This window comes from Amycolatopsis sp. cmx-8-4, assembly GCF_046548675.1.
In the GTDB taxonomy this organism is placed as follows: domain Bacteria; phylum Actinomycetota; class Actinomycetes; order Mycobacteriales; family Pseudonocardiaceae; genus Amycolatopsis.
The window spans coordinates 10,961-31,348 of the sequence record NZ_JAEBDZ010000014.1 but is presented as its reverse complement, the minus strand read 5'-3'; the positions used below and the strand labels follow the sequence as shown (position 1 = coordinate 31,348).

Here is a 20,388-nt window from a genome sequence, read left to right as displayed (position 1 = left end):
CCGGCCGTCGAACTCGTCGATGTGGTCGATCGACCACATCGGGTAACCGGGGAGCAGACGTCGTGAGAGGTGTTCCCTTTTGCGCGCTCTTGGGCGATAGTGGTCGAAGCTGTTTTTTACAACGTTGTAAACCCTCTCGTGGAGGTCCGATGCGCGGGCGGCTGTCCTGGAAACGCACCCGGTCGGCGATGACCTGGGTGGCCGCGCTGAGCTTGGCCGCGCAGCTCGCCCTCAGCGGCGTCAGCGGCGTCGCGGGAGCGGCCGGCGACACCTCGGCGCGCCCGGCGCCCGGCGCGGGGACCCACTTCCTCGACCACGCCGCCGCTCTCGCCGGCTACTCGGATCCCGCCTGGTACGAGGCGAACATCCCGTTCGTGGACCTGCCCGACGCCACCATGCAGAGCGTCTACTACTACCGCTGGCGCGTCTACCAGGAGCACCTGCGGTACACGAACCCCACCGACGGCTGGATCTCGACGGAGTTCCTCGACTGCTGCGGGTACGCCGCGCCCTACCAGGCGATCAACGCCGCCGCCGGGCACCAGCTGACCGAGGGACGCTGGCTGCGCGATCCGGGCTACGGCCAGGACTACCTCAAGTTCTGGCTCACCGGCCCCGGCGCGGGCCCCAAGCCGGCCACCGAAGACGTCAACGCCGACACGACCGACTGGGCGCACGAGTACAGCGTCTGGCTGGCCACCTCGGCTTACGGCCAGGCCCAGGTGACCGGGGACTTCGCGCCGTTGCGTCAGCTGCTCCCGGCGCTCGTGCGCCAGTACCGCGGCTGGGACAAGCAGTTCGACGCCGGCCTCGGCCTGTACTGGTCGGTGCCCGTCTGGGACGCCATGGAGTTCTCCGCCTCCTCCTACGAATCCGCCGAGCCCTACCACGGCGGCGCCGGGTACCGGCCGACGCTCAACTCCTACCAGTACGGCGACGCCGTCGCGATCAGCCGCATCGCGGACTCGGTCGGTGACCACAAGCTCGCCGCCGAATACGCCCAGCGCGCCACGCGGGTGCAGGCCGCGATGCAGAAGTGGCTGTGGGACCCGGAACGCGGCTTCTACTACGCCATGGCCCGCGACGACAACCCGGGCCACCGGCTGTCCGGCAGCCGCGAGCAGATCGGTTACCTCCCCTGGACGTTCGGTGCCGCCGGCCCGGCCGACACCACGGCCTGGTCCCAGCTGCTCGACCCCCAGGGGTTCGCGAGCGCCTACGGCCCGACCACGGCCGAGCGCCGCAGCCCGTTCTTCATGAAGGACGCCGGTTCGTGCTGCCGCTGGGACGGACCGAGCTGGCCCTTCGCCACCTCCCAGACCCTGACCGGCCTCGCGAACCTGCTGGACGACCACCCGGCGCAGCGCACGGTGTCCAAAGAGGACTACGCCGCCGCGCTGGCCACCTACGCCCGGACCCAGACCAGGAACGGCAAGCCCTACGTCGCCGAGGCGCACGACCCGGACCGGGACGCGTGGATCTACGACGGGCAGAACCACAGCGAGGACTACAACCACTCCACCTACACCGACCTGGTCCTGTCCGGGCTGCTCGGCCTGCGCCCGCAGTCCGGCGACACCCTCGAGGTCAAGCCGCTCACCCCGGCCGCCTGGGACCACTTCGCCGCCGAGAACGTGCCCTACCACGGGCACAACGTCACCGTCCTGTGGGACCGCGACGGCCAGCACTACGGCCAGGGCGCCGGGATGCGCCTCTACGTCGACGGAAAGCTCGTGCAGCGCTCCGCGACGCTGCGCAACACCACCATCGACGTCGGGCGCACGCTGGTGCCCCAGCGGAACGACCTCGTCAACGACGCCGCCAACCCGCTCCGCACCGGCTACCCGCGGCCGATCACCTCCTACACCTGGCCCGGCGACAACGCGTGGAACGCGCTCGACGGCAAGGTCTTCTACAGCGAGGTGCCCGAAAACACGCGGTGGACCAACTACGGTTCACCGAACCCGAGCGACTTCTACGGCGTCGACTTCGGTGCGCCCACGCCGGTCGGCGACATCCGCTGGAGCGGTTACGACGACGGCGGCGGGGTCAGGCCGGCCGCGGCCTACAGCCTGCAGTACTGGACCGGCTCGGCCTGGCAGGACGTCCCTGGCCAGGTCCGCGCGCCGGCGAGCCCGGTGGGCAACGGCGTCAACCGCGTCACCTTCCCCACGCTCACCACGAGCAAGGTCCGGCTGGTGTTCACCAACCCGCCGGGCGCGTTCGTCGGCGTCACGGAGCTGCAGTCCTGGACGCCGTCGAGCCCGGACGCCCGGATCGCCGTCGGGCCCGCCAACGCCAACGGCGTCGTCCTCGTCGACCGGAGCACCCCGCTGAGCGTCACGGTGCGCAACACGACGTCGAGCCCGCTGGTCTCGCCGCGGGTGAGCCTCGCCGTGCCGGACGGCTGGTCGGTCACGCCGACCGGACGGCCCGCCGGCGCGATCCCGCCCGGGCAGTCCCGGACGTCGACGTTCACCCTGACGACGCCACCGGACGCGGAACCGGGCAGTGCGGCGACGCTGACCGCGACCGCGTCCTACCGCGGGCCCGGCGGCCGGACGGAAACCACGCACCAGCGCCAGAATCTCCAGATCCCCCACCCGGCCGGGCAGCACGACCCGGTCGGCGCGTGGAGCCTCGACGAGGGCAGCGGCACCGTCGCCCACGACAGCGCGGGCGCCCACGACGCCGCCTTGACCGGCGCGCCCGGGTGGGTCCCCGGCGTGACCGGCACCGCGCTGCGGCTCGACGGTTCGAGCCAGTATGGGCAGACGAGCGGGCCGGTGCTGGACACCACCGGGAACTACTCGGTCAGCGCGTGGGTCCGGCTGGACCGCACGGGTTCGTGGGCCACCGCGGTCAGCCAGGACGGCGACCCGAGCAGCGGTTTCTACCTCCAGTACTCCGCGGCCGACGACCGGCTGGCCTTCTCGACCAGCGCGGGCCGGGCGCTGGCGGACGTCGCCCCGCAGCCGGGCCGCTGGTACCGGCTGGTCGGCGTGCACGACGCCGACGCGGGCACCTACGTGCTCTACGTCGACGGCGTGGCGCAGGCCAAGACCTGGAGCCAGGCGGCCGGAGACGCGTCACCCGGCCCGCTGGCCATCGGCCGCGCCGTCTCCGGCGGGCAGCACAGCGACCTGTGGCCGGGCAGCGTCGACGACGTCACGGTGTGGAACCGGGTCCTGACCGCGGCCGACGTCGCCGGCGGCTACCGGCCGCCTCCGACGTCCCCGGCGAGCCGGTGAAGCTCAGCGAGCGTCCTGCTCCAGCGGGGCCGTGAGTTCGAGCTGGATGCCGTCGGGGTCGGTGATCGACAGCACCGCGATGCCGAACGGCGCCAGCTCGGCGAGTTCGCCGTGCTCGTGCCCTCCGGCGGCGCAGCGGTCGCGGATCTCGGCGAGCTCGGCACGGCCACCGACCGAGAAGCTGACGTGGTCGAGGCCGACACGCCGCGGGTCGAACCGGTCGCCGGCCCGGCGGCGCGGGTCGTCGCAGGGCCGGAGCCCGAGCTGCAGCTGCCCGTTGGTCAGCACGATCCCGCCCTGCAGGTTGTAGACCATCAGCCAGTGGTCCGGATCGTCCTGGGGCGGCACCGTGTCCACGGCCACCGAGAAGCCCAGCACGCGGGTGTAGAACTCCCGCGCGCGGGCCACGTCGGTGACGGTCAGCCGGATGTGGTGGACCGCGCCGGCCGCCGCCGTCATGCGGCGCCCCGGGCCAGGAACGCCAGCAGCGCGTCGTTGAACTCCTGGGCGTGGGAGGCGTTGATCGCGTGCGGACCGCCCTTGATCACGACCAGTTCGCTGTCCTGGAGGGACTCCGCCGAGCGCTTGCCGCTGACCTCGAAAGGCACGATCGCGTCCGCGTCACCGTGGATCACCAGGGTGGGGACGCCGATCTTGGCGATGTCGGCGCGGAAGTCCGTCCGGCCGAACGCCGCGATGCAGTCGAGGGTGCCCTTCGGCGACGCGAACGCCGCGATCTCCTGGGCGTACGCCCGCTGGTCCTCGCTCACCAGGAGCTTGCCGTCGGCGCTGAAGAAGTTCGTCGTGAACTGCTTGAGGAACGCCAGGCGATCACCGCGGACGCCGGCTTCGAACTGGCCGATCGTCGCGTCGTCGAGACCGCCGTCCGGGTTGTCGTCGCTCTGGTACAGGTACGGCGGGACGGCCGCCGCGAGCACGGCCTTGGCGACCCGGCCGGCACCGTGCGTGGCGATGTGGCGGACGACCTCGCCGCCGCCCATCGAGAAACCGACCAGCGTGACCTCACGCAGGTCCAGGTGGGTGAGCAGGGTTTCGAGGTCGGCGGCGAAGGTGTCGTAGTCGTAGCCGCCCCACGGCTGTGAGGACCGGCCGAAACCGCGCCGATCGTAGGTGATGACGCGGTAGCCCGCGTCGACGAGCACCGGCACCTGCGCTTCCCAGGAGCGGCCGCTCAGCGGCCAGCCGTGGATCAGCACGACCGGTTTCCCGGCGCCGTGGTCCTCGTAGTACAGGTCGATCGGCGCGGAGTTCTCGTGGCCGACGGTCACGCTGGGCATCTGTCCTCCCGACGGTTGAAATTACCTCGTCCACAATTCGAATGCCCGCAACTGATCTGCCTCAAACACCGCGAGCACCGCTGATCGTTCGGGGCGAGGCCCGCACCGGATTGGCGTCAGCGGTCGTTCTTCGCCGCGTCGCGGACGACGAGCAGGCTGGTGAGACCGGTGCCGTGCACCTCGGAGGGCAGATTGCCGGGCGTGCTTTCCAGCTGGTTCGCCTCGCGGGCTGGTGCCGGCCGCCAGGACGGCCGAGGTGACCAACCAGGTCGCCGGGCCCTGCCCCGTGAACGGCTGGAACTGGTCCTGCACGGCGGAGACGAACCCGACACCGGGACCGAGCACGGTCACCATGGCGCCGAAAACGGTCCCCTACCGGGCCTCCCGTCCGCCGTCAGCCGATCACGAAGACGTCGGACACCGCGGTGAACGGCTCGATGCGGCCGGCCGGGTCCTTGGCGTCGCCGTGGTAGCGGATGCGGTGCGGGCCTGCCGCGCCGGGTGGGATGTCCCAGGTGATCCGCACGACCGGGCCGGTGCTCTTGCCGCGCGACCAGTGGAACTTCGTGGACCAGTCGCCGTCGTCGGCGATCGTGTGCCACGCTCCGTCCACTTCGGACTCGACGGTCAGGTAGGTGCGGCCGCGGCGGAGGTCGTTGTTCGGGTGCGCGGCCACGAAACTGACGGCGGCCCGCTCGCCGGGGTGATAGCTCGGCGCGGGCTGGATCAGGACCCGGCCGGGCGACGGGCCGTCCGCGGTCTCGTCCTCGGCGGGCCGGATCCGGCCGGAGTGGTCGGGTTCCGCCGTGCCCCGCTCCACCGGCGTCCCGTCGCGCAGGGCGACGGCCAGCCTCGCCGCGGTCTGTCGCAGGGCGTCGAGCTGCCAGCGCCCGAACAGCGTGCTGCCGCCCTCGTACCGCTGGGCCTCGTACTCCTCCGGCGTGGTCACGTAGTGGAAGTAGCCGTTGCTGTAGCCGGCGACCAGCACGTTCTCGAGCTCGGCGCCCACGAGCTCGGCGACCGTGCGGCGCAACCGCAGGCCGGCCACGATCGTGACCTCGCCGGGAATCCCGATCAGGTACAGCGGGCCGACGCGCAGCAGCTGCACCGGGAACCGGGTGGCGATGAACGGGCGCAGCCGGTTGAGCAGGCGGCCCGGCAGCGCCATGCCCTTGGGCGCCTGGGCATCCCGCAGTCCGGGGGCGAGCCGGTACAGCACCGCGGACAGCGCGTCCCAGAAGGGGTTGCGCTGCTGGCGGAACCCGGTGAAGCCCTTGCCTTCGTCGGTGCCGGCCAGCGCCGCGGCGCCGCCGATCGGGCCGCGGGTCCGGTGGGCGCGGCCGTCGCCGCAGAACTCCGCTGAGACGGCCATCGCGGACAGGTCCACGTGGGTCAGCCGGTGGTCGACCCCGCCGCGCACCGGGACACCCGGTTCGTCGAGCAGCTTGGCCGCGGCCGCGTACTGGCGCAGGCCGATGATCCGGGTGTTCTCGAACTCGTCGCCGGTCGGGCCGCTGCCGGGCCGCCCGCCGACGTTGGGTGACATGTCCCCGGCGTTGGTCTGCGCGAACGCGGCGACGAAGCCCAGCGGCTCCGGCGCGAGGTAGTCGCCGCCCTCGACCTCGCGTTCCCAGTGCAGCGCCGCGTATCCCTTGTTGTCCGAGCTGATCAGCAGGTTCCGGTTGGTCATGCTGGTGCCGTGGGTGGCGAACCAGTTGATCACCCCGACGACCCGGCCTTCGCGCTCGACGCGCAGCACCGTCGTCTGCGGGTCGACGCCGTCGGGGAAGAACTCCCGGTCCGCCCGCGGGTTGCGGTCGAACGCCACCCGCGACCGGTTGGTGCTGGCGTCGCGCAGTTCCCCGTGCGCCAGCGTCAGCTCGGCGGGCGCGAGGTCGGCGTGCGCCCGCTCGACCGCCTCGGTGATGCCGTCGACGATCGCGGTGAACGTCCGGGGGTGGAAGCGGTTGGACAGGTTGTAGAGGTGGTGGTGCCCGTAGCCGCCGGGGCCGCAATGCGTGTGCGTTACGGTGATCATGACGTTGGACTCGGTGTACCGGCCGTCCAGGCGGGCCAGCACCGCGCGGTGCACGCTGGGGAACATCAACGGCAGGTCGCAGACGATCAGCAGCACCCGGCGCACGCCGTCGTCGATGACGAAGGCTCGCGCGCGCAGTCGCGTGTGGAGGCCCGCGCTGCGCTGCCAGGACTTGCCGTAGCCCATCAGTTCGCAGCCGGCGGCCTCGCCGGTGATGTCGGCGATCCCGCGGCCGACCAGGAAGTCCCTGTCCGTCAACGGCTGTCCCCTCCCGGTGGCTGCGCGGTCGCCCGCCTCGCTCCGGACGGTACTGTGCGCTGGTGACCGAGCCAGGACCGGACCGCGCCCTCAAGGGGCTGCGCAAGGAACCCCAGCAGGCCCGCAGCCGCGCGCGGGTGCGGGCGATCGTCGCCGCGGCCGACCGGATCCTGGCCGGCGAAGGCGTCGAGGCGCTGACCATCCGCCGGATCGCCGACGGCGCCGGCGTGCCGACCGGCACGGTCTACCAGTTCTTCGAGGACAAGGCCGCGGTGTTGTCGGCGCTGGCGCAGCACTACATGGACAGCTTCGGCGAGACCATGGCCGAGGCGGTCGAAGCGGCGTCCCGCGCGCCGCTGGCGGACCTGGTCGACATCGTCTTCGACCGGTTCGTCGAGCGGTACCGGCAGAACCCGGGATACGTCGCGATCTGGACGGGCCGCCACCTCAGCCCCGAGCTGCTGCGCGCCGACGACGCGAACAACGACCTGCTGGCCGAGAGCATCCGGCGGATCCTGCTGGCGCGCTCCGACGTCGTCGACGGACCACCGCTCGCGCTCGCCTGCCGGGCCGCCGTCCGGGTGGCGGACGCCTTGCTGCAGCTGGCGTTCCGGATCGACCCCCACGGCGATCAGGACACTTTGGACGAGGCCAAGCGCCTCGATCGGCTCTACGTCGACGAGATCGTCACCAGCCCCCGCTTCCGGTAGCACTCCGGTCACCGCTTGAGCCCGCTGTCCAGCGCTTGGTAGATCAAGCCGGCCTCGGCCTGCATCCCGGCCAGGACCGGGTGGTAGGCGACGGCTTTGACCAGGTTCGTGTACTGGCCGTTGACCCAGGCGGCGCTGCCCGCGCACGCGTCGTGGCCCAGCGACGGGCCGTAGGTGTCGACGTAGGTCACACCGGTCTTCTTCGCGGCCTTGGCCAGGGCGGCGTTGAGGGTGCGCTCGACGCCGTCGAACCAGCGGTAGTCGCCGTCGGCGAAGGGGATCTGGTCCGGGCAGTACCCGCTCGGCGGGACCAGCCGCGGGTAGCCGACCAGGACGATCTTGGCGCCGGGCGACAGCACGCGGGCCCCCTTGACGACCTTCTCCAGGTTCCGTTCGGTGCCGGCGATCGCCGCGGTGAGGGTCTCGACGCCGTTGACGGTGAAGTGCTCCCGGCACGGCGAGCCGGTCGGGTCGGCGGCACGCAGGCCGGGGCAGGTGTAGATCATCGACCCGAAGACACTGGCGTCGTTGCCGCCGATCCCGATGGTCACCAGGTCGGTGTCCGGGGTCAGGGCGTCGAACTGCGGGTGTTCGTAGGTGATCGGCGCGTCCTCGCTGGGCACGGTCTGCTGCCGCGTCATGTTCGTCGTGTCCGCCGAGGAGCAGCTCACGTCGGTGAACGCGCCCGGCGTGGCGTAGATGCCGAGCCGGGTGGCCAGCCACGACGGGTAGTTGTTGTTCGACCGGAAGCACCAGCTCGCCGACTGCCACGGGATCAGCGGCCCGGCGGTGTAGGAGTCGCCCAGCGCGACGTAGTGGCGGAACGCCGGAGCCGGCGCGGCGCTCGCCACCCCCGCGCCGGTCACCGTGGCCACCGCCAGCGCGGCGGCGAGGACGATCCGGGACACCTTCATGGGCACCTCGTTACCTCGGAGTCGGAGCGAAGATAACTGTGAATCACGTTCATGTTTTCGTCAAGCCGGTCTGACCCGGGAGCTCCGCGGCGGGATCGACGGTGCCCGGGGAAGATTTCTCCGGGGCCGTGTCGATTCCCGGGTCGCCCGTTCGACCAGGGGGCGTGAGGCCGGCAGGCGGCCTGACCGGAACGAGGAGCACACGATGTCGAAGTACATGCTGATCATGCGGGGCACCGACGAGTCCAACGCGGCCATGATGGCCGACATCGACCGGGAGATGGCCGCGACCCGGGCGTACATCGAAGACCTGCTCAAGGCCGGGGTGCTGCTCGCGGCCGAAGGACTCGACGACCCGGCCCGGGGTGTCGTGGTCGGCTTCGGCGGCGAGAAGCCGGTGGTCACCGACGGGCCCTACGGGGAGACCAGGGAACTGTTCGGCGGCTACTTCCTGCTCGACGTCTCCTCCCAGGAGGAAGCCATCGAGTGGGCCACGCGGATGCCGGCGGTGGCCGGGTCGAAGATCGAGGTCCGCCGGGTCGCCGGCGACGACGAGGTCCCGGGTCAGGCCGGGGTCGAGAGCACCGGTCGCGACTGATGGGACCGGCCGATGTCGAGGCCGTGTGGCGGATCGAGTCGGCGCGGATCGTGGCCGCGCTGACCCGGTTCACCGGCGACTTCGGGCTCGCCGAGGACGCCGCCCAGGAGGCGGTGGCCGAGGCGCTGGTGTCCTGGCCCCAGGCCGCGCCGGCCAGCCCGGTCGGCTGGCTGATGGCCACGGCCCGGCGGCGGGCCATCGACACGATCCGCCGCCGGGCCGCCCTGCGGGACCGCTACGCCCTGCTCGCGACCGAGGACGAGGTGGCCGAGGTTTCCGAGGACGACCCCGACCGGATCGACGACGACGTCCTGAAGCTGATGTTCATCAGCTGCCACCCGGTGCTCTCCCCCGAGGCCCGGGTGGCGCTGACCCTGCGTGTGGTCGGCGGCCTGTCCAGCGAGGAGATCGCCCGCGCGTTCCTGGTGTCCGTGCCGACCGTGCAGGCCCGCATCACCCGCGGCAAGAAGACGATCGCGGCGGCCGGGGTGCCGTTCGAGCTGCCGCCGGCCGGCGAACGCAAGCACCGGCTGGGCGGCGTGCTCAGCGTCCTCTACGTGATCTTCTCCGAGGGGTCGACGGCCACCTCGGATGACCGGCTGGTGCGCCCCGGCGTCGCGTACGAGGCGATCCGGCTGGCCCGCACGCTGGCCGCGCTGCAGCCGGACGAGCCGGAGGTGGACGGCCTGCTCGCGTTGTTCGAGCTGACGGCCGCGCGCTTCCCGGCCCGGACCGCCCCGGACGGCACGCCGATCCTGCTCGAGGACCAGGACCGGCGGCGGTGGGACTTCTCGGCGATCCGCCGCGGGCTGGCCGCGCTGGCCCAGGCGGCACCGCGCGGGCTCGGCCCCTACGGCCTGCAGGCCGCGATCGCCGCCGTCCACGCGTCGGCGCCGTCGGTGGCGGAGACGGACTGGGACCGGATCGTGCTGCTCTACGAAGCGCTGAGCCGGGTCGCGCCCTCGCCGGTGGTCGAGCTCAACCGGGCCGTCGCCGTGGCCATGGCGTCGGGTCCGGCGGAGGGTCTGGCCATCGTGGACGAGCTGGTCGTCACCGACCGGCTCCCGGGTTCGCACCTGGTCCCGACCGTGCGCGGCGAGCTGCTGACCCGGCTCGGCCGGCGGCCGGAGGCGCGCGCCGAGCTGGAGCTGGCGGCCCGGCTGTGCACCAACGAGCGGGAACGCTCGGTGCTGCTGGGCAAGGCGGCCGCGCTGGGCTGACCCGGGCGGAAAGTTGCGATTCCTCGTGACCGGGCCGTCCCGGCCGGGCCGTGAGCGGCGGATTCACAGAGTTCTCCCAGAAGCACACAGGAACTCACCGGACCGGCCGGGCACGCTCGCCGCATGACCACGATCGACGTACGGGGCCTGACCAAGCGGTACGGGCCCGACACCGTGGTGGACGACCTCTCGTTCACCGTCGAACCCGGGCAGGTGACGGGTTTCCTCGGCCCCAACGGCGCCGGCAAGTCCACGACCATGAAGATGATCCTGGGCCTGGCGGCGCCGACCCGGGGCTCGGCCACCATCGGCGGCCGCCGCTACGCCGACCTCCCCGCGCCGCTCACCGAGGTGGGCGCGCTGCTCGACGCCGGTGCCGTCCACGGCGGCCGGACGGCCCACGACCACCTGCTGGCCCTCGCCGTCAGCAACGGTCTCTCCCGCCGCCGGGTCGGCGAGGTGCTCGCGCGGACCGGGCTGGCGGACGTCGCCGGCAAGCGGGCCGGCGGGTTCTCCCTCGGCATGCGACAGCGGCTCGGCATCGCCGCGGCCCTGCTCGGCGACCCGCGGGTGCTGATCTTCGACGAGCCGGTCAACGGCCTCGACCCCGAGGGGATCCGCTGGATCCGGGACTTCATGCGATCGCTGGCCCGCGACGGGCGGGCGGTGCTGGTGTCCAGCCACCTCATGAGCGAGATGGCGCAGACCGCCGACCACCTGGTCGTCATCGGCCGCGGCCGGCTCATCGCCGACACCGGGGTCGGCGAGCTGATGCGCGCGGGCGGCGCGGGAACCGTGCTCGTCCGCACGCCCGATCCGGGTTTCGCGCACCGGCTCACCGCCGCCGGGGCCACCGTGCGGGACGGGCTCGAGTCCTCGCTCGTCGTCTCCGGCCTGACCAGCGCGGAGATCGGCAAGCTCGCCGCCTACCACGGCGCCGCGCTCAGCGAGCTCACCCCGCAGCGCGCCTCGCTGGAGGACGCCTTCATGGAACTGACCAAGGACAGCGTCGAGTACCAGGGAGTCACCGGATGAGCGCGCTCGCCACGAAGACGACCTTCGGCCACGCCGTGCACGCGGAATGGGTCAAGCTCCGAAGCCTGCGCTCCACCTGGTTCACGCTGGCGTGCCTGTTCGTGGTCGGGCTCGGCATCACCGCCCTCACCGCGAACGCCGCCGGGAAGGGCTACGCGAGCGCGACGCTCGCGGACCAGCAGGCGTGGGACCCGGCCGGGCGCAGCCTGATGTCGTACGTCGTCGCCCAGCTGGTCCTCGGGGTGCTCGGCATCCTGATCGTCACCGCGGAGTTCGCGACCGGGCTGATGCAGACGTCGCTCATCGCGACGCCGCGCCGGCACCGGACGCTGGCGGCCAAGGTCGTGGTGGCCGCGGCCGTCGCCGCGGTGGCCGGGCAGGCACTGATGTTCGCCGCTTTCTTCGTCGGACAGGCGGTTTTCGCCCTGCAGGACGCGCCGGACGCGAGCCTCGGCGATCCCGGCGTGCTCTCCGCCGTGACGGGCGGCGGCGTCTACCTGACGGCGATCGCGCTGCTCGCGGTCGGTCTCGGCGTGCTCGCACGGGCCACGGCCGGCGCGTTCGCCACGCTCGTGGGCATCGTCTTCCTGATCCCCGGGATCGCGGGGGCGTTCCCCGGGTGGCTCCAAGGCCTCTTCCGCTACTGGCCGACGCTGGGCGCGGCCGAGGTCCTCAAGACGGTGCCCGATCCCGGGTTCCCGCACCCGTGGCTGAACCTGGGCGGGCTGTGCCTCGGCGTCGCCGCCGTGCTGGCCGTCGCGTTCGCGGTCTTCCGGCGCCGGGACGTCTGATGCGCGACGTCCGCCGGGGCCTGGGCGCGGCGGCGGCCGCCCTGCTCGTGATGGCCGGTGTCGCGCTGGCCGCTCTGCTGCTGCTCGGCGCCGGCCGGTTCGGCGACCTCACGGCGCTGACGGCGACGGTCGTCGCCCTGGCCGTCGGCGGCTCGGCGGACGTCGTCGCGACCCCGGCCGGCGCGCTGCCGATCGCCGTGCACGGCGCCGTCGACGTCATGCCGCTGGGCGTCTCCCTGGCGGGCGCGGTGGTGCTCGGCACGCTGGTGCTGCGGCACGGCCGGGACGGGCTGGCCGTCCGCGCCGCGACGGCGGCCGTCGCCGTTGTGGCGGGACTGGCCGCGATCTCGTTGCTGGCACAGGGAAACCTGACGCTGCGGCTGCCGGGTGGCTCGGGCGGCGGGTCTGCCTGCGGGCCCGGCACGGGAGCGATCGCGCGGTTCGGCGGCGCGGTCGACGCCGGGTTCTCCGCGGCCGTCCTGCCGACGCTGGTGGCCGCGGCGGCCTGGGCGCTCGTGGCCGTCGGGGCCGGTGCGCTCGTGGCGCGGTTCCCGGCCGCCGTGCCGGGATTGCGTTGGGCCGCAACGATATTCGGAGTGTTCATCGCCTGCGGCGTACTCGTCGCGGGAGCGTTCGGTGGCGCGGCGGCGGCCGGGGCCGTCCTGCTCGTCCTGCCGCAGGTGGTGTCCGGCGTTCTCCTGCTCGGGCTCGGCGTGCCGTGGACCCTGACGTCCGACGGTGTGCTTTCCTGCGCCCTCAACGGGATCGAGCCCGGTGGCGCGTGGATCTGGGTGCCGGTGGTGGTGCTGACGGCCTGCGCCGTCGTCGTCGCCACGCGGTCCGGCCCCGGCGGCTCGCTGCGCCGCGCCGGGGTGTTCGCCGTGGTGACGGGTGTCGTGCTGGCGGTCGTGACGCTGCTGTCCCGGGTGTCCGTCGACCTCGACGTCACGGCGTTCGGGCTGTCGATCCCGGTCCTCGACGCGCGGCTGTCGGCCGATCCCCTGCTCGCCTTGGCGGCCGGCGCGGCGGCGGGGTTCGCGAGCGGCCTGCTCGCCGGCGCGATCTCCGTATCCTCGCGGGCATGGAAGCGATGACGCCCGGGCGGCTGCTGGTGGTCGACGACGAAGCCACCGTCCGCGAGCTGCTCTCCGCCGCGCTGCGGTTCGCCGGCTTCGAGGTGACCTCCGCGGCGACGGCGGGCGAAGCCGTCGCCGCGGCCACCGCGCAGCCGCCGGACCTGGTGCTGCTCGACGTCATGCTGCCGGACATGGACGGCTTCGAGGTCGTCCGGCGGCTGCGCGAGCGGCACGCCTCGGTCCCCGTCCTGTTCCTCACCGCGCGCGACCGCCAGGCCGACAAGGTCACCGGCCTGTCCCTCGGCGCCGACGACTACGTGACGAAACCGTTCGACCTGGCGGAGCTGATCGCGCGGATCCGCGCGATCCTCCGCCGGACCACCGGCCGGCAGGCCGGTGTGCTGACTGTGGGCACGCTCGCGCTCGACGCCGAAGGGCACCAGGTGACACGGGACGGGCGGCCCGTCCGCGTCTCCGCCACCGAGTTCCGGCTGCTGCGCTACCTGATGGAGAACGCCGGGCGCGTGGTGTCGAAGGCGCAGATCCTCGACCGGGTGTGGCGCTACGACTTCGGCGGCGACGCCAGCATCGTCGACACCTACATCTCCTACCTGCGCCGGAAAGTCGACACCGAGGAGCCCAAGCTGATCCACACCGTGCACGGCGTGGGTTACGTGCTGCGGGAGCCCCGGCGGTGAAGCGGCTTTCGTTGCGGGCCAGGCTGTTGCTGCTCACCGCGGGCCTGCTGCTGGCCGGGCTCGCGCTGATCGGCGCGGTCGTCTCCGACCACGTCGAGCGCTACCAGCTCGACCGCCTCGACGGCCAGCTGCGGTCGCTGACCGAGCTGATCTCCCGGGTGCCGGCCGCCGGGCCGCCGGGGCTGCAGAACACGAGCGCCCGCCCCGAACTCCTCGACCCCGCCCTCGACCTGTTCGGCACGCCGTACCTGGTCTACCTGAACGCCGACGGCTCGGTGGCGGGCGGCATCCACTCCTCCCGGCTCGACACCGCCGGGCTGCCCGCCCCCGGCGCGCTGCGCACGATCCCCGCCGACGGGTCCGCGGTGGACCTGCCAGCCGCCGACGGCTCGGGACGCTGGCGCGCCGTCGCCCGGCCGACCGTCGGCTGGGCCGGGACGGTGCTCGCGGCCGCGCCGCGCACCGAGGCCGACGCCACGATCGCCCAGCTCCGGTCGAGCAGCCTGGTCGGCGGGGCCGTGCTGCTCGTCCTGCTGACCGCGGTCGGCTGGTTCGCCCTCGGCCGGGGCCTGCGGCCGCTGCGCCGGATCGAGCACACGGCGGCCGCGATCGCCGAGGGCGACCTCACCCGGCGCGTCCCCGTCCTCGCGTCGCCCGGGACGGAGATCGGGCACCTCGCGGCGTCGCTCAACACCATGCTCGGCCAGCTCGAACGGGCCTTCGCCGACCGGTCCGCGTCCGAGGCCCGGATGCGCGACTTCGTCTCGGACGTCAGCCACGAGCTGCGGACGCCGCTGTTCGGCATCAAGGGCTCCACCGAGCTCTACCGGATGGGGGCGCTGCCCGAGCGGGCCGACGTCGACGAGGTGATGCGCCGCATCGACCGCGACGCCACCCGGCTCACCGCCCTCACCGAGGACCTGCTGCTGCTCGCCCAGCTCGACGAAGCGCCCGAAGGACAGCTCGACCGGGCGCCGATGGACCTGCGCACCCTCGCCGGCGACGCCCGGCACGACCTGCGCGCCCTCGACCCGTCCCGGCCGGTCGAGCTCACCGGGCCGGGCGGCGCGGGCTTACCCGGCCCCGCACCGGTGCACGCCGACGAGGCGCGGTTGCGGCAGGTCGTCACCAACCTCGTCGGCAACGCCGCCGCCCACACCCCGCCGGGCACGCCGGTCCGCATCGGCGTCGGGACGGTCGACGGCCGGGCGGTGCTCGAAGTGGCGGACCGGGGCCCGGGCCTGAGCACCGCCCAGGCGGGCCGCGTCTTCGACCGCTTCTACCGCGCCGACCGGGCCCGGACCCGCTCGGGTGGCGCCGACGCCGGGCTCGGCCTGGCCATCGCGCGTTCCCTCGCCCGGGCCCACGGCGGCGACGTCGAGCTGGACACCGCACTGGGCGAAGGAGCGTGCTTCCGGCTCACGCTGTCACGGTCCGAGTGAATGCGGCTTCTCCGGCGGGGGCGTGGCCAGGCTCTGGAAGCACGGCCGCAGCAGGTCGACGATCTGCTCGGGTGACGCGTCCGCGAGGTGCGTGAGGCGCAGCAGGTACCGCTCGGCGATTACGCCGTGGACGATCGCGCTGAGCAGGCTCGCGCGCAGGTCGGCGTCCGGCGTCGGGATCGCCTCGGTGAGCTGGTTGAGCTGCGGCTCCCCGGCGGCCCGGTAGCGATCGGCGGCGTCGGCGTTCGTGAGCATCGAGCGCAGTACCGCCAGGGACGCCGTCGGCTCGTCGGTCAGGCGCCGGCCCAGGGACGTGAGCAGCGCTTCGGCCACCTCGTCCGCCGTGCCGCCGGGCAGCTCGTCCGCGGGGATCTCGGAGGCGCGGGCGAAGAGCAGGTCCTTGCTGCCGAAGTAGTGCATGACCAGCCCACCGTCGACCCCGGCGGCCGCCGCGACGGCCCGGATCGTGGTCCGGTCGTAGCCCAGCTCGGCGAAGATCCGGCGGGCCGCGGCGAGGATGCGCTCCTCGCTCTGGCGGCGTTGCTCCGCCCGGGTCGGACGGGCGCTCGGTTCGGTCACGCGGTCATTCTACGGCCGTTGACCCGGCGGGCCAGTTCGTTCTACAGTCGTTCAATCAACGAGCGTTCAACGAACTGGGAGCACCCATGACCGCCACGTCACGCGAAGTCGTCGAGCAGGTCCTGCGCGCGGGCCTCGCCATGGACACCGAAACCTTCGTCGGCCTGATCGCCCCGGACGGCCGCATCGAATGGCCGTACCACCCGCCCGGCGTCCCGGACCACCTGGAAGGACGCGAACGAATCCGGGAGTTCCTGACGACCCAGGCCAACGGCCTCGTCAGGTTCGAGGAGTACCGCAACACGGTGATCCACGAGACCAAGGACCCGGAGGTGGTGATCGTCGAGTACGACGTCCACGGCACCGTCGTCCCGACCGGCGCACCCCTGCACCAGACCATCATCGCGGTGATCCGGGTCCGGGACGGCCTGGTCGTCTCCTACCGCGACTACCTCAACCCGTTGGTACTGGCCGAAACCCTGGCCGGCGCGGCCGGCGCCTAGACCTGGTCCGCGGGGCGCACATCGTCACCGGCCACCGCCCGGCGGCGCGGGCCGGTGACGATGTAGGCGACCGCCTCGGCGATGTCGTCCGCGTGCAGCTGCTCGACGACGGGACCTGGGCGAAGGTCCGGCTGCTGCGGGAAAGCGGGTCCTGAGCCCGGCATATCGCCGGCGTATCGATTCCCGCATACGTGCCGGCAACAGCGCTGTGCGTTGACTGGGCGCATGACCTACAGCGAACCGGCACGCACCGCCGGCCGCCGCACCCGGCCGGGGGCGCCGTGGTCGTTCGCCGCCGTTCCGGGCACGGGGATCACGGTCTACGGGTGCGAGCCGGACGAGGCCGTCCTGTTCCGGGAGCTGGCGGCGCGTTTCGGCGTCACCCTGACCGTCACCGAAGACGCCGTCTCCGAAGCCACTGCCGGCCTGGCGTCCGGGAACCGGTGCGTCAGCGTGGGCCACAAAGCCCGGATCACCGACGACACCCTGCTCGCACTCAGCCGGGCCGGCGTGCGGTACCTCTCCACGAGAAGCATCGGCTGCAACCACCTCGACGGGACCTACGCGCAGAGCGTCGGCATCACCGTCGAGACCGTCTCCTACTCCCCCGACAGCGTCGCCGACTACACGCTGATGCTGATGTTGATGGCGGTGCGGGGCGCCCGATCGACCATCCGGCGCGCGGACGTCCACGACTACCGGCTGAACGAAACCCGCGGGAAGGAACTACGCGACCTGACCGTCGGGATCATCGGCACGGGACGCATCGGCGCGGCGGTCATGGCCCGGCTGCGGGGTTTCGGCAGCCAGGTGCTGGCCTACGACACCCGCCACGAGACCCCGGCCGACTACGTTCCGCTCGACGACTTGGTGCGCCGCAGCGACATCGTCACCCTGCACACCCCGCTCACCGCCGACACCCGTCACCTCCTCGGCCGTGAGCGCATCGAGCGGATGAAACGCGGCGCGTACGTCGTCAACACCGGGCGTGGTGCGCTGCTCGACACCGAGGCCCTCGTCGCGGCGCTGGAACGCGGCGGACTGGGCGGTGCCGCATTGGACGTCCTCGAAGGCGAAGACGGGATCTTCTACGAAGACCACCGGGACAAGCCCGTCGAAAGCGGTGTGCTGACGCGGCTGCGGGACCTGCCGAACGTCGTCATCAGCCCGCACACCGCCTACTACACGGACCACGCCCTGCGCGACACCGTCGAAAACTCCCTGGTCAACTGCCTCAACTTCGCCAGCAGAAAGCAGCACTGGATATGAAGACCGGAATCATCTTCGGGGGTATCTCCGAAGAACACCTCGTCTCCGTCAAATCCGCGCAGGAGGTCGCGAAGCACCTCGACACCACGAAGTACGAACCGTTCTGGATCGGGATCACGAAGGCCGGCGAATGGCGGCTCTGCGACGGCCCGGGCCCGGACTGGGAGCACGGCGACTGCCGCCCGGCCGTGCTGTCGCCGGACCGGAGCGTCGGCGGGCTGCTCATCCTGGAAGACGGCCACCACCGGACGATCGGCCTGGACCTCGTGCTGCCCGTGCTGCACGGGAAGCACGGCGAAGACGGCGCGCTGCAGGGCCTGCTGGAACTGTCCGGCATCCCGTACGTCGGCTGTGACGTCGCCGGTTCCGCGCTGTGCATGGACAAGTCGCTCGCCTACGTCGTCGCCGGGGCCGCCGGCATCGCGACGCCGGGCTTCCGGGTCGTCCCGCCGAACGAGCAGCCCGACCCCGGCCGGCTCACCTATCCCGTCTTCGTGAAGCCGGCCCGGTCGGGGTCGTCCTTCGGCGTCGGCAAGGTGTCCGGCCCGGACGACCTGCCGGCCGCGGTGGAGACCGCGCGGCAGTACGACTCGAAGGTGCTGATCGAGGAGGCCGTCGCCGGCAGCGAGGTCGGCTGCGCGGTCCTGGGGAACGACGGCGAGCTGACCGTCGGCGAGGTGGACCGGATCTCGCTGTCCCACGGGTTCTTCCGCATCCACCAGGAGAGCGAGCCCGAAAGCGGTTCCGAGAACTCGACGATCACCGTGCCCGCCGACATCCCGGCGGAAACGCGCGCGCTCGTCCAGGAGACGGCGAAGGCCATCTACCGCGCCCTGGGCTGCAACGGACTGTCGCGAGTGGACATGTTCCTGACCGACGACGGAACCGTGGTCCTCAACGAGGTCAACACCCTGCCCGGCCTGACCTCCTACAGCCGGTACCCGAGGATGATGGCGGCCGCCGGGTTGCCGCTCGCCGAGGTGCTCGACCGGGTCGTGTCGCTGGCCCTGACGGGGAAAGACCGGTGAACGGCGATTTCGTCTTCGTGGACGAGCACGTGCCCGGGATCCGCTGGGACGCCAAGTACGCCACCTGGGACAACTTCACCGGCAAGCCCGTGGACGGCTACCTGGCGAACCGGATCGTCGGCACCACGGCGTTGTGCGCGGCGCTGGAGAGCGCGCAGGAGAAGGCCGGGACCCTCGGCTTCGGCCTGCTGCTCTGGGACGGTTACCGCCCGCAACGCGCCGTGGACTGCTTCCGGCGCTGGGCGGCCCAGCCGGAGGACGGCCGGGCCAAGGCGCGCCACCACCCCAACATCGGCCGGGCCGAGATGTTCGCGAAGGGCTACGTGGCCGCCAAGTCGGGCCACAGCCGGGGCAGCACCGTCGACCTGACGCTCTACCACCTGGCCACCGGCGAGCTCGCGGCGATGGGCGGCGGCCACGACCTGATGGACGTGCTCTCGCACCACGACGCACCGGGCGTCACGCCGGCCGACGCGGCCAACCGCCGTCACCTCCGGTCCGTCATGGAGTCCTGCGGGTTCACCGCGTACGAGTCCGAGTGGTGGCACTACACGCTGAAGGACGAACCTCATCCGGACCGGTACTTTGACTTCCCCATCGCCTAGCCGGATCGTCGTCGCCGGCGGTCATTCGGCCGGGCACATCGAGCCGATGCTGAACTTCGCCGACGCACTGCGCCGCCTGGAGCCCACGGCCGGGATCACCGCCCTGGGCACGGTCCGCGGCCTGGACACCACGCTCATCCCGGCCCGCGGTTACCCGCTCGAGCTCATCCCGCCGGCGCCGCTGCCGCGCGAGCTGAACCGGGATCTGGTGCGGACGCCGGCCCGGCTGCGCGGCTCGGTGCGGGCGGCCGGGGCGGTGCTCGACCGCGTCCGGGCCGACGTCGTCGTCGGCTTCGGCGGCTACGTCGCGATGGCGGCCTACCTCGCCGCCCGCCGGCGGGGCCTGCCGATCGTCGTCCACGAGGCGAACACCCGGCCCGGCGTGGCCAACCGGCTGGCCGCCCGGCTGACGACCCACGTGTTCACCGCCGCGCCGGGCGTCCGGCTGGCCCACGCGACGGCCATCGGGATCCCGCTGCGGCGGGCGATCGCCGGGCTCGACCGGCCCGCGCTGCGCGACGCCGCCCGGCAGCGGTTCGGCCTGCGCCCCGACGGGCCGGTGCTGCTGGTCACCGGCGGTTCGCAGGGCGCCCGCACGCTCAACACCGCGGCGGCCGGCGCGGCCCCGGCGTTGCGGGCGGCCGGCGTCCAGGTCCTGCACATCACCGGGCCGCGCCACGCGGTCGAGGTGCCGGCCGGCGAGCCGCCGTACGTGGTCCTCCCCTACGTCGACGAGATGCGGTACGCCTACGCCGCGGCCGACTTCGTGCTGTGCCGTTCGGGGGCGATGACGTGCGCCGAACTGGCCGCGGCCGGCCTGCCCGCCGCGTTCGTCCCGCTGCCGCTGCGCGGCGGTGAGCAGGGCCTGAACGCCGGACCGGTCGTCGCGGCCGGCGGGGCGTTGCTCGTCGACGACGCCGGCCTCCGTCCGGCCTGGATCGAGTCCACGCTGATCCCGGTGCTCACCGACCCCGCGCGGATCGCGGCGATGTCGGCCCGCGCGTCGGCGGCCGGCACCCCCGACGCGGGCGACACCCTGGCCCGGTACGTGCTCACGACGATCGCCGGGTGACGC

Annotated in this window: 20 protein-coding genes; 14 read left to right on the top strand and 6 right to left on the bottom strand. The window is 72.8% G+C overall.

Going from position 1 to position 20,388, the window contains the following annotated elements:
* Nucleotides 1-149: 149 nt before the first annotated feature.
* Nucleotides 150-3,251: an MGH1-like glycoside hydrolase domain-containing protein gene (locus ACLJQZ_RS27735; protein ID WP_410622807.1), complete on the top strand. Its 3,102-nt coding sequence runs from the start codon at nt 150-152 to the stop codon at nt 3,249-3,251.
* A 3-nt stretch (nt 3,252-3,254) separates the two neighbouring features.
* Here ACLJQZ_RS27735 and ACLJQZ_RS27730 read toward each other — a convergent pair whose 3' ends face one another.
* The 3 genes from ACLJQZ_RS27730 to ACLJQZ_RS27720 all read right to left on the bottom strand — a co-directional run bounded on the left by ACLJQZ_RS27730 (nt 3,255) and on the right by ACLJQZ_RS27720 (nt 6,845).
* Entirely contained in the window at nt 3,255-3,710 is a 456-nt protein-coding gene (locus ACLJQZ_RS27730; RefSeq protein WP_410622806.1) for a VOC family protein, read from the bottom strand.
* Complete coding sequence (locus ACLJQZ_RS27725; RefSeq protein WP_410622805.1) at nt 3,707-4,549, bottom strand: alpha/beta fold hydrolase; 843 nt, start codon at nt 4,547-4,549, stop codon at nt 3,707-3,709. Before ACLJQZ_RS27725 ends, ACLJQZ_RS27730 begins: the two co-directional genes overlap by 4 nt.
* A gap of 394 nt (nt 4,550-4,943) precedes the next feature.
* Entirely contained in the window at nt 4,944-6,845 is a 1,902-nt protein-coding gene (locus tag ACLJQZ_RS27720; RefSeq protein ID WP_410622804.1) for a neutral/alkaline non-lysosomal ceramidase N-terminal domain-containing protein, read from the bottom strand.
* 62 nt (nt 6,846-6,907) lie between these two features.
* Here ACLJQZ_RS27720 and ACLJQZ_RS27715 point away from each other — a divergent pair, with 62 nt between their 5' ends.
* Nucleotides 6,908-7,555, top strand: a complete 648-nt coding sequence (locus ACLJQZ_RS27715) for a TetR/AcrR family transcriptional regulator (protein WP_247051414.1) — start codon at nt 6,908-6,910, stop codon at nt 7,553-7,555.
* An 8-nt stretch (nt 7,556-7,563) separates the two neighbouring features.
* Here the strand turns inward: ACLJQZ_RS27715 and ACLJQZ_RS27710 are convergent, their stop codons facing one another.
* Nucleotides 7,564-8,469 (bottom strand): SGNH/GDSL hydrolase family protein, encoded by a 906-nt coding sequence (locus ACLJQZ_RS27710; protein ID WP_410622803.1) that lies wholly within the window; start codon nt 8,467-8,469, stop codon nt 7,564-7,566.
* 205 nt (nt 8,470-8,674) lie between these two features.
* On the opposite strand from ACLJQZ_RS27710, the gene ACLJQZ_RS27705 reads away from it, so the two are divergent.
* The 7 genes from ACLJQZ_RS27705 to ACLJQZ_RS27675 all read left to right on the top strand — a co-directional run bounded on the left by ACLJQZ_RS27705 (nt 8,675) and on the right by ACLJQZ_RS27675 (nt 15,329).
* Nucleotides 8,675-9,067, top strand: coding sequence for a YciI family protein (locus tag ACLJQZ_RS27705; RefSeq protein WP_410622802.1), 393 nt, complete (start codon nt 8,675-8,677; stop codon nt 9,065-9,067).
* On the top strand, nt 9,067-10,287 hold the full coding sequence (locus ACLJQZ_RS27700; RefSeq protein WP_410622801.1) for an RNA polymerase sigma factor: 1,221 nt from the start codon (nt 9,067-9,069) through the stop codon (nt 10,285-10,287). Before ACLJQZ_RS27705 ends, ACLJQZ_RS27700 begins: the two co-directional genes overlap by 1 nt.
* Nucleotides 10,288-10,410: 123 nt before the next feature.
* Nucleotides 10,411-11,322 carry an ABC transporter ATP-binding protein gene (locus tag ACLJQZ_RS27695; RefSeq protein WP_410622800.1) on the top strand — a complete coding sequence of 304 codons (912 nt, stop codon included), beginning with the start codon at nt 10,411-10,413 and terminating at the stop codon, nt 11,320-11,322.
* Nucleotides 11,319-12,113, top strand: a complete 795-nt coding sequence (locus ACLJQZ_RS27690) for an ABC transporter permease (protein WP_410622799.1) — start codon at nt 11,319-11,321, stop codon at nt 12,111-12,113. Before ACLJQZ_RS27695 ends, ACLJQZ_RS27690 begins: the two co-directional genes overlap by 4 nt.
* Nucleotides 12,113-13,207, top strand: a complete 1,095-nt coding sequence (locus tag ACLJQZ_RS27685) for a streptophobe family protein (protein WP_410622798.1) — start codon at nt 12,113-12,115, stop codon at nt 13,205-13,207. The genes ACLJQZ_RS27690 and ACLJQZ_RS27685 overlap by 1 nt, the downstream gene beginning before the upstream one ends.
* Nucleotides 13,204-13,887 carry a response regulator transcription factor gene (locus ACLJQZ_RS27680; protein WP_410622979.1) on the top strand — a complete coding sequence of 228 codons (684 nt, stop codon included), beginning with the start codon at nt 13,204-13,206 and terminating at the stop codon, nt 13,885-13,887. Before ACLJQZ_RS27685 ends, ACLJQZ_RS27680 begins: the two co-directional genes overlap by 4 nt.
* The gene (locus ACLJQZ_RS27675; RefSeq protein WP_410622797.1) at nt 13,884-15,329 is read left to right on the top strand and encodes a sensor histidine kinase; all 1,446 of its coding nucleotides are present in this window, start codon (nt 13,884-13,886) and stop codon (nt 15,327-15,329) included. Before ACLJQZ_RS27680 ends, ACLJQZ_RS27675 begins: the two co-directional genes overlap by 4 nt.
* Here the strand turns inward: ACLJQZ_RS27675 and ACLJQZ_RS27670 are convergent.
* Nucleotides 15,315-15,908, bottom strand: a complete 594-nt coding sequence (locus ACLJQZ_RS27670; protein WP_410622796.1) for a TetR family transcriptional regulator — start codon at nt 15,906-15,908, stop codon at nt 15,315-15,317. The genes ACLJQZ_RS27675 and ACLJQZ_RS27670 overlap by 15 nt on opposite strands.
* 86 nt (nt 15,909-15,994) lie before the next feature.
* Between ACLJQZ_RS27670 and ACLJQZ_RS27665 the strand changes: the two genes are divergently transcribed.
* Nucleotides 15,995-16,411 carry a nuclear transport factor 2 family protein gene (locus ACLJQZ_RS27665; RefSeq protein WP_410622795.1) on the top strand — a complete coding sequence of 139 codons (417 nt, stop codon included), beginning with the start codon at nt 15,995-15,997 and terminating at the stop codon, nt 16,409-16,411.
* On the opposite strand, the gene ACLJQZ_RS27660 is transcribed toward ACLJQZ_RS27665, so the two are convergent.
* The gene (locus ACLJQZ_RS27660) at nt 16,408-16,575 is read right to left on the bottom strand and encodes a hypothetical protein (RefSeq protein ID WP_410622794.1); all 168 of its coding nucleotides are present in this window, start codon (nt 16,573-16,575) and stop codon (nt 16,408-16,410) included. The genes ACLJQZ_RS27665 and ACLJQZ_RS27660 overlap by 4 nt on opposite strands.
* A 61-nt stretch (nt 16,576-16,636) precedes the next feature.
* Between ACLJQZ_RS27660 and ACLJQZ_RS27655 the strand changes: the two genes are divergently transcribed.
* From ACLJQZ_RS27655 to ACLJQZ_RS27640, 4 genes are read left to right on the top strand one after another with little or no spacing between them, the layout of a single operon-like run.
* Complete coding sequence (locus tag ACLJQZ_RS27655; protein WP_410622793.1) at nt 16,637-17,680, top strand: D-isomer specific 2-hydroxyacid dehydrogenase family protein; 1,044 nt, start codon at nt 16,637-16,639, stop codon at nt 17,678-17,680.
* Nucleotides 17,677-18,708: a D-alanine--(R)-lactate ligase gene (gene vanA / locus ACLJQZ_RS27650; RefSeq protein ID WP_410622792.1), complete on the top strand. Its 1,032-nt coding sequence runs from the start codon at nt 17,677-17,679 to the stop codon at nt 18,706-18,708. The genes ACLJQZ_RS27655 and vanA overlap by 4 nt, the downstream gene beginning before the upstream one ends.
* Nucleotides 18,705-19,313: a D-Ala-D-Ala dipeptidase VanX gene (vanX, locus tag ACLJQZ_RS27645; RefSeq protein WP_410622791.1), complete on the top strand. Its 609-nt coding sequence runs from the start codon at nt 18,705-18,707 to the stop codon at nt 19,311-19,313. The genes vanA and vanX overlap by 4 nt, the downstream gene beginning before the upstream one ends.
* Nucleotides 19,294-20,385 carry a UDP-N-acetylglucosamine--N-acetylmuramyl-(pentapeptide) pyrophosphoryl-undecaprenol N-acetylglucosamine transferase gene (locus ACLJQZ_RS27640; RefSeq protein ID WP_410622790.1) on the top strand — a complete coding sequence of 364 codons (1,092 nt, stop codon included), beginning with the start codon at nt 19,294-19,296 and terminating at the stop codon, nt 20,383-20,385. The genes vanX and ACLJQZ_RS27640 overlap by 20 nt, the downstream gene beginning before the upstream one ends.
* The last annotated feature ends 3 nt before the right edge of the window (nt 20,386-20,388 follow it).

Coding starts and splice junctions, on each gene's coding strand:
- ACLJQZ_RS27725 (WP_410622805.1), bottom strand. CDS start 4,549: ATGCCCAGCGTGACCGTCGGCCACGAGAACTCCGCGCCGATCGACCTG.
- ACLJQZ_RS27735 (WP_410622807.1), top strand. CDS start 150: ATGCGCGGGCGGCTGTCCTGGAAACGCACCCGGTCGGCGATGACCTGG.
- ACLJQZ_RS27660 (WP_410622794.1), bottom strand. CDS start 16,575: ATGCCGGGCTCAGGACCCGCTTTCCCGCAGCAGCCGGACCTTCGCCCA.
- ACLJQZ_RS27655 (WP_410622793.1), top strand. CDS start 16,637: ATGACCTACAGCGAACCGGCACGCACCGCCGGCCGCCGCACCCGGCCG.
- ACLJQZ_RS27685 (WP_410622798.1), top strand. CDS start 12,113: ATGCGCGACGTCCGCCGGGGCCTGGGCGCGGCGGCGGCCGCCCTGCTC.
- ACLJQZ_RS27680 (WP_410622979.1), top strand. CDS start 13,204: ATGACGCCCGGGCGGCTGCTGGTGGTCGACGACGAAGCCACCGTCCGC.
- ACLJQZ_RS27695 (WP_410622800.1), top strand. CDS start 10,411: ATGACCACGATCGACGTACGGGGCCTGACCAAGCGGTACGGGCCCGAC.
- ACLJQZ_RS27705 (WP_410622802.1), top strand. CDS start 8,675: ATGTCGAAGTACATGCTGATCATGCGGGGCACCGACGAGTCCAACGCG.
- vanA (WP_410622792.1), top strand. CDS start 17,677: ATGAAGACCGGAATCATCTTCGGGGGTATCTCCGAAGAACACCTCGTC.
- ACLJQZ_RS27700 (WP_410622801.1), top strand. CDS start 9,067: ATGGGACCGGCCGATGTCGAGGCCGTGTGGCGGATCGAGTCGGCGCGG.
- ACLJQZ_RS27730 (WP_410622806.1), bottom strand. CDS start 3,710: ATGACGGCGGCGGCCGGCGCGGTCCACCACATCCGGCTGACCGTCACC.
- ACLJQZ_RS27690 (WP_410622799.1), top strand. CDS start 11,319: ATGAGCGCGCTCGCCACGAAGACGACCTTCGGCCACGCCGTGCACGCG.
- ACLJQZ_RS27665 (WP_410622795.1), top strand. CDS start 15,995: ATGACCGCCACGTCACGCGAAGTCGTCGAGCAGGTCCTGCGCGCGGGC.
- ACLJQZ_RS27710 (WP_410622803.1), bottom strand. CDS start 8,469: ATGAAGGTGTCCCGGATCGTCCTCGCCGCCGCGCTGGCGGTGGCCACG.